This window comes from Filimonas lacunae (genome assembly GCF_002355595.1).
Taxonomy (GTDB): domain Bacteria; phylum Bacteroidota; class Bacteroidia; order Chitinophagales; family Chitinophagaceae; genus Filimonas; species Filimonas lacunae.
In genome coordinates, this window is record NZ_AP017422.1 from 4,989,164 (window position 1) to 5,002,783 (window position 13,620).

A 13,620-nucleotide genomic window follows, 5' to 3' on the forward strand; every position below is an offset into this window, starting at 1 on the left:
AATGTAATTACATTAATACAGTAGCGGCATCTGTAAACGGTGGCTTGTTTTCAGGGGATTGTACAATCTCTGCCCGGGTGCGTGGTAAACAGTCCGGATAATTTTTCTGAATAAACAGCATCAGGTTTTCGCGAATGTAACAACGCAGGTCAAAAGCAATACCAGAGCTTTGCGCACTCATTAATGCTCTTACCTCTATCACCCTTTCCTTTATATCCGTTACCTGCAACACGCTTACCCGCTTATCCCACAGGGCACTGGCATGCAGCAGGCGCACCAGCTCGGCCCGTATTTCAGGAATAGGCGCTGTGTGATCGAGATAGAAAAAAGCAGTGCCCAGCAGGTCCGATCCTGTGCGCGTCCAGTTTTGAAAAGGCTTTTCTATAAAATAATTAATGGGTAAAATCAGCCGGCGGCTATCCCATATATTTAATACTACATAGGTAAGCGTTATTTCTTCCACCTTGCCCCACTCCCCTTCTACCACCAATACATCATCGATACGAATGGGTTGCGTAAAAGCGATCTGGAAACCTGCCAGTAAATTACCCAGCGATTTTTGGGCGGCGAAACCGATAATAATACCCCCCACCCCCACACCGGTTAACAAGCCTGTTCCCAGTTTACGTAAGCTTTCAAAACTGAGCAGGATGGCGCAAAGGGTGAGTATAATAATAAGACTGATGGCAAACTTGCGCACAAACTGTAGCTGCGTGCGCACCTTGCGCTCGCGCAGGTTATCAGGTTTAGCCAGATCGAAACGGTGATACACATAATCTTCCAGCACCTTTATAATACCTATTAATATAGCAGCAAACGCAATGGTGAGCAAAATTTCGGCTATGCGGCTTATCTGTGCTTCGGGCCTGGCCTTCAGTTTCATAAACGGAATAAGCGCATTGATGGCCAGCAACGGTAAAAAATAATTCACCGGCTTGCCCAAGCGCCTTAAAATAGACGCTACAATGGAATAACTGGTGTTTTTAGTGTAAAAACGCAGTAGAAAAGTGAGCAGGAATTTGATAATAAAACCTACTAACACGCCAATGCCCACCAAGATGATGTTCCACAAAAAATCAGGTAAATGGTCTAGTGATTGCTCAAATTGATCCCACATATGCTTTATTATTGTATGAGTTACTTTTTTGAACAAATAATATACCTAAGGAGTTTTAAAAAAACTTTCCTTTTTTTTCCAACCTTTTTTCACTTCCGTGCTCTTATAATAGGAACACAAATTTGGAACAGGCACAACACATACTAGCAGCATTTGTGAGAAAAGCGCGTGGGGGCGATGCAGAAGCATTATCCTGGCTGTATCAGCAATACAACCGGGGGATGTTTAACATATGCACCCGCATGACAGGCACAAGAAGTGACGCAGAAGATATTCTGCAGGAATCTTTTATTACCGCCTTTCAAAAGCTGCACCAGCTAAAGGAAGACCATTTATTTGGTGGATGGCTGCGCAAAATTGTGGTGTCGGAATGTATCCGGTTTGCCAAACAAACTTTTTACTGGAACGACTGGCAGGAACATTATGACGATTTATTTGACGACGAGGTGGATGAAGCCTGGTGGCAAATGGTATCGCCCGAGCTGATTCAACAGGAAATAAAGCTGCTGCCCGATGGGTGCCGGCAGATTTTTAACCTGTATGCGCTGGAAGATTATAGTCATAAAGAGATAGCCGGGTTATTGGGAATATCAGACGGCACCAGTAAAAGTCAATACCAACGGGCCAGGCTGTTGCTGAAAGAACGCCTGACCAAAAAAATAACAGAACATGGATCGATTTAAACAATACTTACAGGAACATGCCAGCGAACTGGATACCGATTTGCCCCGCGAAGCGGTATGGCAACGCATTCAGCAGCAAAGCGCACCCGCCCCTAAAGTAAGGCGTTTATACTGGCCTGTGGCCGCCGCTGCCTGCCTGGCAGCGATCATCGGCATCAGCACCTGGTGGTTTTGGACTGCCCCGGTAAACAAAGGGCTGGCATACAATCCCCCGGCCATTACCACGCAGGACAGCCAGCCATCAACAGAAACGCACATACCTGTAGCAGAAGAAACAACTGCCCAAACAGCACCAACAACCATGCACCCTAAACGGGAACAAGGCACTAAACATGCCCAGGCAGGCACCGGAGGCAACACCACCAACACTTCCCTGCTGGCCGCCAAACACGTCACTGATGCCGGCAATGAAGCCCCATCAGGCATACAACTGGAAACTGGTCTTATACATATTATCAACCTGCAGCTGGAAAAAGTACGCAGCACGCCCATCTATTCCGAAAACGCAGCCTATTTCAGTTCTTTTAAAAAAGAGTTTAACCAGTTAAACGAAGAAGAAAGAACCTGGAAGAAAAAAGCTAGCAATGGCAACGTTACAGAAGAGCAACTGGAAGAGCTGATTAACATTTACCAGCAAAAGCTAACTGTGCTAAAACTACTACAGAACGAGATTAGTAAAACCAACAAGCATTTTAAACAAAAACATAACCAGGCAACACAACATGCTGCATTTATGGACATTTAAACTACGTACAATGAAATTGTTATTATTAATACCATTTACCATAGTCTTCTCTCTTTTTGGTAATGCTCAGGAGCCTGCCACCAGTGTGCGCACCACCAATAGCTTAAAACTTGTTACCAGACATTCTCTGAACAATGCAGACGACTCGTTGCCGGCAACAGAAAAAGAGATCAGTTTTGAAACTGCTTTGGAAAAGGGCACTGACATACTGATTGAAAACAACGGCAGAACCATTGAACTGAAAACCTGGGACCAGCCTAAAGTAAAAATTGTAACACAGATAAGCTTTAAAGGCAACAATACTTTCACCGATGAAGAGTGGTTTGAAAAACTGAGTATCAGCTGGAAAAAGTTTGGCGGCAGCTTTCGCCTCATGACCAATAGTAACAACAACAGCTATGGCAACGGCAGCTATAACTGGAACTATAACGGCGACAAACCTGCCCGCATGGTAAGCACCAGTAAAAAGAAAACCATTACCATATTTGTGCCTGCACAGGTAAAAGTAGAAGCAGAAAGCCGTAGCGGCGGGCTGAGCTTTTCCGGCAAACTGGAATCGTTAAAACTGATCACTAAAAATACCGCTGTAGAACTGGGAGATGTAAACACCTTAACCCTGCGTAGCCAGAACGACAACATTGCTGCCGGCAATATTAAAGATGCTTTTATTGAAATGAACAACGGCCACTTCACCGCCAAAAACATTGCTAACCTGGATGTTGACAGTCGTTATAGCAGTGTGGATGCGGTAAACATTGACAAAGCCGTTATACGCAGCAACAACGATGAGTATGAAGTGGAAACTATTGGCAATGTACGGGGCATTAAAAGCTATGGTACCCTGCGCATAGCCACTATTAAAAACACCATAGAACTGGAAGGCGTTAATGCAGATATTAAAATTCGCAACATTGCTCCTTCTGTGGAATATATTAAACTGGATAACAAATATGCAGATTTACGCCTGCCTGCCGCCGATTTAAAAAATTACACTGTAAGTATGGAGGGCAGTTACAACAGCGTGTATGCTTCTTTTGAAAAAATTCCGATACCATCAAAAGATTCATCCACCGCCAGCAACACTAAAACAACACATGCCAGCGCTGCCCCTACGGCCGCTACTGCCCCCAAAGCGCCCAATAATAGTATAACCACCAATAAGGTGAATGGCATTAAAATAGAAAACGGCCAGGTAATAGATATAAATACAGATGCTATTATAGCAGAAGCAAAGCAAAACGCTGAACTGGACAAGGCGCAGGCATACAGCATAAGAGTAGGCGGTAAACGCTTAGACAAAGAATCCAATTTTACCGCCAAAACCGGCGATGGCAGTGGGCCTAAGTTTGTGATCAAGTGTACCTACTGTTCAATAGACTTCAAGTAACCTCCCCCTTCTTTTTCCTTTTTACAAAAGCATAGCAGTATTCATTTTTGAAAAGTTTCTTTTTCAAGTGGCACTGCTATGCCCTTACACCACTAAAAACAATATCCATGAAGCTGTTTTACTTATTACCTGTATGGCTGCTGCTACCTGTGCTGGCAAAAGGACAGCTGAAACGGGAGTTTACATTAACCGATAGCATTGCCAGAACACCGGTAGCTTATGCCACAGTATATGTTTACAACCAGTACGACACCGCTAAACCTGTGCAACAACTGATTAGTAAAGAAAATGGTTCGTTTACAGTAAACCTCAGCGATACTGCTCATTACCTGCTGAGCATACTGCATACCAACTACCAGGAGCAACGCCTGGCGCTTACCAGCCACCTGCCTGCTACCATTCTGCTCACCGCTGTAAACAATACGCCCGGCGCTGTTACGGTTACCGGCACGCGCAAAATGCTGGTAGAAAAAAAGGAAGACAAGCTGGTGTTCAATGTAGAAAACGATGTATCACTGGATGGACAAATGGCCACGGATGCCCTGCGTAAAACTCCTTTTTTATCCGTTGATGGTGAGGGCAATGTGCAGTTGAAAGGCCAGTCGAATTTTAAAATATTGCTCAACGGTAAAGAATCCGGCCTTTTTTCCCGCGATCCCAAAGAAGCGCTGAAATCCTTTCCGGCCAGTTCTATTAAAAAGATAGAAGTGATCACCTCCCCTTCCGCCAAATACGATGCAGAAGGTGTAGGCGGTATTATCAATATCATCACCAAAAAAGCAGTAACCGGCTATAACGCCTCTTCCAGCATTAACATCAGCAATTACCGGCACAACGAATACTTTTCGCTCAACGTAAAATATGGCAAACTGGGCTTTACCGGCAGTTTCAGCAATGGCAGGGGCCACAATTCCAATTACAAAAACTATTCTTACACCCGCTCGTTACACCCGGTGGCCTATACCGAACGTATTTTAGACGGCACCGGCAACAACCGCTACAACTGGCAATCGGGTTCGGTAGAGTTAAGTTATGATATAGATAGCCTGCACACACTTAGCGTATATGGCAACATAGGCACCAACCCCTTTAGCCGGGAAGTGAACCGCAACGTAACAGTAGTAGGTACTAACATCACGGATACGGCCCGCAGCCTTTTCCAGGAATTTGGCAGGTTTGAAAGCCGTTATAACGATTTTGGGCTGGACTATATACAAAAGTTTGCCCACCACCCCAACAAGGAATGGAGCTTTAAAATGAACAGGCAGTATTCAGATGATGTATCCAACAACGACAACAATCAATACGCGCTGGATTACACCTACTTTGTACGCAATAATAACCGGGAAAGAAATACGCAGTATGTGTTGCAAACCGACCTGGTACTGCCTATGGCGCACGACCGCAAACTGGAACTGGGTTTAAAAAGTATACTCCGCAATGCCAACGCCAATTATGCAGCCAGTTATAATAACGGGGGCGATAAGTTTACAGAGGATGAAGCCAACACCAACCGGTTTAACTATACTCAAAACGTATGGAGCAGCTACTTCACGTATACCATGAAAATACATGGCTACTCGCTGAAAGCAGGTAGCCGGCTGGAACAAACCACCATTAACGGCTCGTTTAAAAGCATTAACGATCGCTTACACCAGAATTACTACAACTATATACCTACCCTGTACCTGTCGAGGAAGTTTAAAGATAAACACGATGTATCGTTAAGCTACAGCAAACGGCTGCGCCGCCCTTATATCTGGGATCTGAACCCGTTTGTAAACAATATAGACACACTCAACATCACCTCCGGAAACCCCGCCTTGAAACCAGAAGTAACCCATAGCCTGGAACTCAGCTACAGCTACTTTAAAAATTCAAACAGCCTTTCAGTTATCCTTTCACAAAACATTTGTAATTCGCAGATTATCCGTTATACCATATTTAACGATGCCACCGGTGTAGCTACTATCATCCCGTATAATATAGGTGAAAACCGTTTTACGGCAGTAAGCATCAACGCCAATCTGAAACTATATACCATATGGTCGCTCAACCTGAATGCAGGCGTACAATACAACCGCGTTAAAAACAGGAACGACCCCAGCCAGCAAAACCAGGGCTTTAGTGGCAATGGCAACCTCAGCAGTACTATTGACATCACTAAAAAGTTCTCCTTCTTTAACAGCGGCGGCTACTGGCAATCGCCCATTCAGCTGCAGGGGAAATATCCTTTTAATTACTGGTACGATGCAGGTGTTAGTTACAAGCTGCTGAACAACCAGTTGCGCATAAGTCTGCGGGCCAACAGCTTTTTACAGAAGTATATGCCTTTTACCCGCAAATTCAGCGATGCCAACTTTATACAGCAAACCACCAACAGCTTTATACAACGAAATTTTGTGCTGAATGTGAAGTGGAATTTTGGCAAATTATCGGAAAGCACCAGCCGCAAAAGAGGTGTAAAAACAGACGATATACAGAAATAAACTTTTTTTCTCACGTGCATTACGCGGGCCGGGTTTCTACCTGGCCCTTTTAGCTGTCAGCAACAGCCAAAAAAGAACAAAAAAATATAAAAGGTGAATTTTATAAGCGGGAGGAAGAACATAAGCGCCCGGCAATGTGTTCGCTGCACATTACCGGAAATGCTTATTCATTCAACAAGGGTACTTACCTAACAAATCAGCAGGGTATAAATAGGCCAATCTGATAACGGCTAATTACTACTACTATTCTTATAGCACTCATTGAAGATAAGCAGAGAGCTTCTACACATTAACTGGCTTGTAGTTGAAGCGGGAGTTTTTTATAGATGAAGCAGGCAAAACCGGGGACGGTTTCTTATACGGCCAGGGGCATGCACAAAGTAAACACACTGCCTTCGCCCGGCGTACTTTCTACACGAATAGTACTATTGTTGCGCTCGGCAAACTCTTTACACAACAACAGCCCCAGTCCTGTACCTTTTTCGTTGCGTGTGCCGGACAAACTATTGCTTTTGGCGCCGCTGAACAACTGTTGCTGCATTTGCTCGTTCATGCCCGTTCCCCTGTCCTGCACCATAATTTGCGCCTGCTGTTGGCTGGCCTGTACCGTAATGGTAATAAACGAACCGGGATAGCTGAACTTCACCGCATTAGACAGCAGGTTGCGCATAATTAATGCAAAATGATCGGCATCGGCCCATACACGCACACCCGGTGCATACTGTGTGATCACCTGTATATTTTTTTGCATTAATGTTTGCTGGTAAAAACCAATAACATGGTTAATAGCTTCCTCGGCCACAATTTCGCGCGGGGTTACTTCTATGCCCTGCAGCTGGGTAATGCTCCAGCGCAACAGGTTATCCAGGTTATATTGTAATTGCCCCACATCGCTGCTTAACCGGCTGGAGAGAGAGCGGAATTCTTCTTCCGATATAATCTGATCGTTCAGTAATGTAAGCGAATAACTTAAAGCCGAAATGGGCGAACGTAAATCATGTGCTACAATACTAAACAGCTTTTGCATGGTAGCATTGGCCTCTTTCAGTTTGCGGTTGCCCTCTTCCAGTTTTACCTGGTAATTATATACCAGGCTTTTAAAATACTGGGCAATCAGCACCATAGACAAACTGGCCGAAATAAGATTAGCTGCCACCCGCCCATGCGACAAAAACATACCATGCGATTCGGGTGTAAGCTGAATGCGAATGCAGGTAAACAAAGCTACCAGCACGGTAGAAAAAATGAGGTAAGTTAGCTTACTGTTAAACATAATCACCGCAATCAGCACTATCATCAGCAAAAAATATTCAGCACCATTGGCAAACAATAAAGCTTCTGCCGCAAAAATGCCACCCAGCAACCACAGCAGCGGAAAACGTAGCCAGAAGTGTTTCTGCAGGTAGTTAATCCAGCCTAATGCTATATATATAAGTATATTACAAGCATTTAAGCTGCCCAACACATTATTGTGATGAAAAAAATTTATACAACTAAACCAGGTGATCATAGGCAGGGCGCTAATAATCACCACATTGATAACCAATGTACTTTGCCGGTCGCGCGCAGGCATATCCGCCCTGATACCCATATACAATATGACGTGCCACCAGCGGGCCAGCCTTGCTGTAAATGAATTAGCGTTTTTTGCATTTGCTGCTTCCATTATATTGTAGAGAGTTTATATATTGCAGGCACATTACTACAGGAAAAGTGCCAGAGATAGCAATATGACGCAAGATAACATTTCAGTTCTACTAATTGAAGACGAAGAGGTTTGGGCCCGCACTATGCAGATAAGCCTTACTGAAATGGGATTTGAAATTGCAGCCATAGCCACCAATGTAGCCGAAGCATTACCCGCCCTGAATGCCCTTAATTACGATATAGTATTGCTGGACATTCACTTAAACGGCGCCAACAGCGGCATTGAAATAGGTAAAATGCTGCATACGAATTTTCATAAGCCTTTTATTTTTGTTACCTCCAGCCTTAGCACCCATAGCTTACAGGAAGCAGTAACTGCCAACCCATCGGCTTATCTTATCAAGCCTATTAACCCGGCATCGTTGTTTGTAACCATTCATAGTGCCATTCATAATTTCACCCAGCAGAAAACGGTTACGGAACAATCTGACGACAGTTACGAATCATTTTTTATTAAGCAAGGCAATAAGTATAAAAAAATAGACTGGAAAGATGTGATCTGCCTGGTTTCTGAAAAAAACTACACCCGCGTGTTAACCGCGCGCGACCAGGGCGAATATTTAATAAGAAGTTCGCTGCAAAAAGCGTTGCAGTTTATTATCCCTGCTCCCTTGCGCGGCAGGTTTGTTCAGGTGAACAGGGCCGAAGTGATACAACTGTCTTTTGTAGAAGAACTGACAGGCGATGTGCTAAAGGCAGGAAGCAAAACCTTCAACATTACAGAAGCCTACCATAAAGAAGTAAAAAAAAGCCTGAACATTATTTCCTAACGTTCAGGCCTGTGTATATTAGTTCTGACAACCCTTGGAGTTGATAACCCAGGTGTCGTTTTCTTTAGTCAATGTGGCATTAATGCTTTCGGCAAACATTTTCAAAAACTTATCCAGTGGCGCATTCGCCTTCAGCTCGCCATAATATTTACAATTGAAATATTCCCCCTTTAGTTCTACCGGCACCTGAAACTGCCTCGACAGCTCTTTAATCACTTCATTCGCCGGCATACCCCAAAACTCGTAAGTACCGTTTACACGCGCCTGCATATGCTTATCGGCCGAAGCAAACTTTTGCTTTACTATCAGGTTTTCTTCTTTCACAAATACAGCACGCTCATTTGCCTGCAATGCCACTTGTTTGGCAGCCCCTTCGGGCAGCTGGCCGGCATCGGTAGTGGACGCAGATACCGTGTCCTGTACCTGAACGCTGGCATTGCCTTTTACCAGCGTTACCGCCACATAGGCCTCATTATTATAAGCCTGAACGGTCAGATGCCCATCGGTGGTTTGTGTATTTACCCCGTTGGCATGGATAATAAACGGACGGCTGGTAGAAGAGGATACTTTTATAAAAGCCTCCCCGGTAACAGTCATCTCCCGCACATCGCGGGTAAACGACTGGGGATAGTCCAGCGTAGTGGCAGGTCCTAACCATACCTGTGTGCCATCGGAAAGACTAATTAATTTACGTTGCCCCACCCCGGTGCTTAACTGCTGCATTACCATAGGGTGCATTTTGTTATAAATAGCACTGCGCCAATGATAACCAGCGCCCGAAAGAAGGGCTACCGTACTGGCACCAATCACCCACCATTTGTATGTAGCAGCTTTTGTGTGGTGCACATTCTTATACGCTTTGACTTTAGATATACCATCGGAAAAAATTCCGGGGTATTGCTCATTGTCTCCATTGGAGTACAGCAAAGTTTCAGTTCTCATATATGATAAAGCAGTTTGGGGGTTACAGCAATTTATTACTTTTTCTTCAATCGGAAAACTTGTTTTTGACTTACATCTGTAAGAACTATTTTCTCCGGAACAAAGTCTGCATGCTGCACCTGAAGGGTTACAGGAAGTTTCTCCCAAGTATTGAGTTCGAAATTGCCATTCTTGTCTGTCAGTGCCTCTTCCTCTCCCACTACGGTGCTCACGTACACTTTTTCCACAGGCTTCTGGTCGCTGGCGGATAATACACATCCTTTAATAATGTAAGGTACCCTCGGCACATTGCCCGTTGTTACACTCACCATCATTGCCATCAATGGAATGGATAACCAGGTTATCAGTTTATGTGCTTGCATCTGTTATCTGTTTATCTGAGAACAAATATAAGGGGCTTTCTAATTAGTCCACCATAAGAATAGGGTTTTAATTAAAATCTAATCTCTACCAGCCACTTATAAGTCTTTTATTTTAAAAACAGCATAATCAGGCAAAAACACACAAGCGTTTGTTAAATAACTTTTCCATCCATATGTAAAAGTTACACATTCGTAGACAAAATCTAACAATTGCGTTTATTTAGTAAACATTTTTAAACAAAATTTAATCTTCTTTTAAATACTACTACAAATATCTCAACATATTAAAAGCAGCAACAAACTGCAAAAAACCGTACCGATCGATTTTTCTTAATTAAAATGCAATGTTCATGAGAAAACTGCCTATGCTGTTGTACGTGCTTTTATTGGCATGTACAACACAACTAATGGCTCAGAACCTTACCATTACTGGTAAGGTTACAGATGAGAAAGGAAACCCCTTATCGGGGGTAAGCGTAACCGGTAAAAACTCGGTTACCACTGCACAAGATGGAAGCTTTACCATCAGCATTACCAAAAATGAAAAAAACCTCACCTTTAGCTATGTAGGTTTTGCCACACAGGTAAAGAAAATTGAAGGCAGCAGCCTGCAGGTATCACTGGCTACTGAAGAGAAAAGCTTATCGGAAGTAGTGGTAGTAGGTTATGGAACGCAAAAGCGTAAAGAGCTTACCGGCGCGGTGTTTAAACTGGCCGACAGCAGCTTAAACAACATTCCGCTTTCTGGCCCCGATCAGGCTTTACGTGGCCGTGTACCCGGTGTAACCGTTTCGCAAAGCTCCGGTACCCCCGGCGCCAGCATAAACGTGCAAATAAGAGGTGCCGGTTCTATCAGCTCCAGCAGCCAGCCTTTGTATGTGATTGACGGGGTAATTATGAACACCGGCAGCTATGCACAGGTAGATGTGGGTGGTCAAACCACCAATGCTTTATCGGAGATTAACCCTGCCGACATAGAGTCTTTTGAAGTATTGAAAGACGCTGCCGCTGCTGCCGTATACGGAGCAAGAGGTGCGAATGGCGTTATTTTAATTACCACCAAAAGAGGGGCTAACCAGCAAACCAAAGTAGGCTTAAATGCTTCTTACGGCACTCAAAGCGTTATTAAAAGAATGCCTACCCTTACCGGTCCGGAATATGTAGCACTGGTGCAGGAAGCAGTAAAGAATGTATATGGCAGCACTGCCTTACCTTCTTCCAGAAGCCTTTCCGGCTTAGACAACGATCCCTCTACTTATCCCACTACCAACTGGCAGGATCTGATCTTTAAAAATGCACCTATCCAGAACTACGAGTTGAATATGAGAGGTGGTAACGACAAAACCAAGTTCTTTGTGTCTGCCGGTTATTTCGATCAGCAGGCTACCATTATCGGTTCGGAATACAAAAGATACAACACCCGTATCAACCTCGATAACCAGGTTACCTCCCGTTTAAAAATATCAGGTGGTTTATCCTTATCCCGTTCTATCAACAACAGGATCAACAACGACAATAACATCTATGGCGTATTAAGCTCTGCCGTATTGCTGGCACCTTACTTTAATGCCTATAAAGCAGATGGCACTTATGCTTACGATCCCAACAACGGAACAGTAGAAAACCCACTGGCCGCCGGTTACCTGCGTTACAACGTAGCCAAAACCAACCGTGTGTTAGCCAACTTTTCGGGCGAATACAAAATACTGAACAGCCTTACCTTTAAATCGCAGGTAAGTGCAGATTACATTGATTACAATGAAGCAGCTTTTGCCCCCAGCACTACACTGGAAGGCGCTTCCGGCCCTAATGGCGTAGGCAAAGAAGGTTACAGCAAAGAACTGAACCTGATGAACGAGAACATCCTGACTTACCGTCCGGTAATTTCTGCCAATCATCACCTTACTCTTACCGGTGTGGCTTCTTACCAGGAATCCAGAGCAGAATCAATGTATGGTTCGGCCAGTAACTATCCTGGTGATGGCATTCGCCGTTTATCAGCCGCTTCTACCATTAAGTCTTTAACCTCAGCCGGTACCAGCTATGGTGTGATAGGATACCTTGCGCGCGCCAACTACGATTACCTGGGCAAATACCTGTTCAGCGCCAGTGTAAGACGTGATGGAAGCTCCCGCGTTGGCTCTCTCAGCAGATGGGGCACTTTCCCTGCCGTATCAGGTGCATGGCGTGTTTCGGAAGAAGACTTCCTGAAAGGCAACAGCGTTATCAGTGACTTAAAAATCAGGGGTAGCTGGGGTAAGCTGGGTAACTCAGAATTAGGCAACTTTGCATCCCGTTCACTGGTAAGCCCAGGTGCCAACGCTACGTTTTCCGGCGCAGCCACTCCCGGCTTATATCCTTACCAATTAGGTAATGACAGCCTGCGTTGGGAATCTTCTATCCAAACCGATCTGGGTGTGGAAGTGGGGTTATTCAAAAACAGGATTCAGTTAGTAGTAGACCTATACAACAAAACCACCAACAACCTTATTTCCAACAAATCACTGGTAGGTTCTTCGGGCTTTACCAGCGTATCAACCAACATTGGTAAAGTACAGAACAAAGGCCTGGAAATAGGCATTACCTCAACCAACATTACCAACAGAGATATCACCTGGACCACTAGTCTTAACATCTCATTTAACAAGAACAAAATACTGAAACTGGCTTCTGCCGCCTATTCTTCTGGTTTAGGTAGCTGGGTGCAGGAAGGCGAAGCTTTGGGTAGCTTTAGAGGTTATCGTGTAGCAGGTATTTTCCAAAGCACAGCAGAAGTAGCCAGCAGTCCTACTCAAAACGCTTCTACCACTGCCGGTGATATTAAGTTTAAAGACCTGACTCATGATGGTAAAATACTTTCAGATGACCAGGAAATTCTTGGTTCTGCCAATCCTAAATACTTTGGAGGTATGACCAACACCCTTACCTACAAAGGTTTTGAGTTATCCGTGTTTTTCCAGTTTGTAGAGGGCAATAAAGTATTGAACTATACTAAGCTGTATGGCGAAGGCATGAACAGTATATACGGTCAGTTTGCCAGCACACTGGACAGGTGGACTCCTACACACACCAATACCAATGTACCACGTGCTGCTTATGGCGACCCTAGTTTAAACCGTCGCCTTTCTGACCGCTTTGTAGAAGATGGTTCTTATGCACGTTTGAAAAACATAATCCTGTCTTACAATTTACCTAAGCAATGGCTGAACAAATTAAAGATCAGCAATGTGAAAGTATTTGCACAGGCACAAAACCTGGTTACCTGGACTAAGTACAGTGGCTTTGATCCGGAAGTAAGTTACTCCGGTGCTTCTTCTGCCACCTCTACCAACACAGCGCCTGGTACAGACTTCCTGACTTACCCACAGTCACGTGCATTCACTTTTGGAGCAAACATTAGTTTCTAACCATCTAACAA

General features: G+C 44.3%; 10 protein-coding genes. 6 read left to right on the top strand and 4 right to left on the bottom strand.

Annotated elements, in window-relative coordinates; all coding sequences use genetic code 11:
- Nucleotides 1-7: 7 nt before the first annotated feature.
- Nucleotides 8-1,117, bottom strand: coding sequence for a mechanosensitive ion channel family protein (locus FLA_RS19595; protein WP_076379185.1), 1,110 nt, complete (start codon nucleotides 1,115-1,117; stop codon nucleotides 8-10).
- A gap of 155 nt (nucleotides 1,118-1,272) precedes the next feature.
- Between FLA_RS19595 and FLA_RS19600 the strand changes: the two genes are divergently transcribed.
- The 4 genes from FLA_RS19600 (at nucleotide 1,273) to FLA_RS19615 (ending at nucleotide 6,421) form a co-directional block, all read left to right on the top strand.
- A complete protein-coding gene (locus FLA_RS19600) occupies nucleotides 1,273-1,800 on the top strand; it encodes an RNA polymerase sigma factor (protein WP_144264031.1) in 528 nt (175 codons plus the stop codon).
- Nucleotides 1,787-2,545: a hypothetical protein gene (locus FLA_RS19605; RefSeq protein WP_076379187.1), complete on the top strand. Its 759-nt coding sequence runs from the start codon at nucleotides 1,787-1,789 to the stop codon at nucleotides 2,543-2,545. Before FLA_RS19600 ends, FLA_RS19605 begins: the two co-directional genes overlap by 14 nt.
- A 10-nt stretch (nucleotides 2,546-2,555) precedes the next feature.
- A complete protein-coding gene (locus tag FLA_RS19610) occupies nucleotides 2,556-3,932 on the top strand; it encodes a hypothetical protein (protein WP_076379188.1) in 1,377 nt (458 codons plus the stop codon).
- 107 nt (nucleotides 3,933-4,039) lie between these two features.
- Nucleotides 4,040-6,421: an outer membrane beta-barrel family protein gene (locus FLA_RS19615; protein WP_076379189.1), complete on the top strand. Its 2,382-nt coding sequence runs from the start codon at nucleotides 4,040-4,042 to the stop codon at nucleotides 6,419-6,421.
- Nucleotides 6,422-6,776: 355 nt separating this feature from the next.
- Here FLA_RS19615 and FLA_RS19620 read toward each other — a convergent pair whose 3' ends face one another.
- Nucleotides 6,777-8,087: a sensor histidine kinase gene (locus FLA_RS19620; RefSeq protein WP_076379190.1), complete on the bottom strand. Its 1,311-nt coding sequence runs from the start codon at nucleotides 8,085-8,087 to the stop codon at nucleotides 6,777-6,779.
- Nucleotides 8,088-8,151: 64 nt separating this feature from the next.
- Here FLA_RS19620 and FLA_RS19625 point away from each other — a divergent pair, with 64 nt between their 5' ends.
- Entirely contained in the window at nucleotides 8,152-8,898 is a 747-nt protein-coding gene (locus tag FLA_RS19625) for a LytR/AlgR family response regulator transcription factor (protein WP_076379191.1), read from the top strand.
- An 18-nt stretch (nucleotides 8,899-8,916) separates the two neighbouring features.
- Here the strand turns inward: FLA_RS19625 and FLA_RS19630 are convergent, their stop codons facing one another.
- Together FLA_RS19630 and FLA_RS31235 are read right to left on the bottom strand one after the other, a co-directional pair.
- The gene (locus tag FLA_RS19630; protein WP_076379192.1) at nucleotides 8,917-9,840 is read right to left on the bottom strand and encodes a FecR family protein; all 924 of its coding nucleotides are present in this window, start codon (nucleotides 9,838-9,840) and stop codon (nucleotides 8,917-8,919) included.
- Between the two features lie 35 nt (nucleotides 9,841-9,875).
- Nucleotides 9,876-10,202: a carboxypeptidase-like regulatory domain-containing protein gene (locus FLA_RS31235; RefSeq protein WP_076379193.1), complete on the bottom strand. Its 327-nt coding sequence runs from the start codon at nucleotides 10,200-10,202 to the stop codon at nucleotides 9,876-9,878.
- 350 nt (nucleotides 10,203-10,552) lie between these two features.
- On the opposite strand from FLA_RS31235, the gene FLA_RS19635 reads away from it, so the two are divergent.
- On the top strand, nucleotides 10,553-13,609 hold the full coding sequence (locus FLA_RS19635) for a SusC/RagA family TonB-linked outer membrane protein (protein ID WP_076379194.1): 3,057 nt from the start codon (nucleotides 10,553-10,555) through the stop codon (nucleotides 13,607-13,609).
- Nucleotides 13,610-13,620 lie beyond the last annotated feature (11 nt).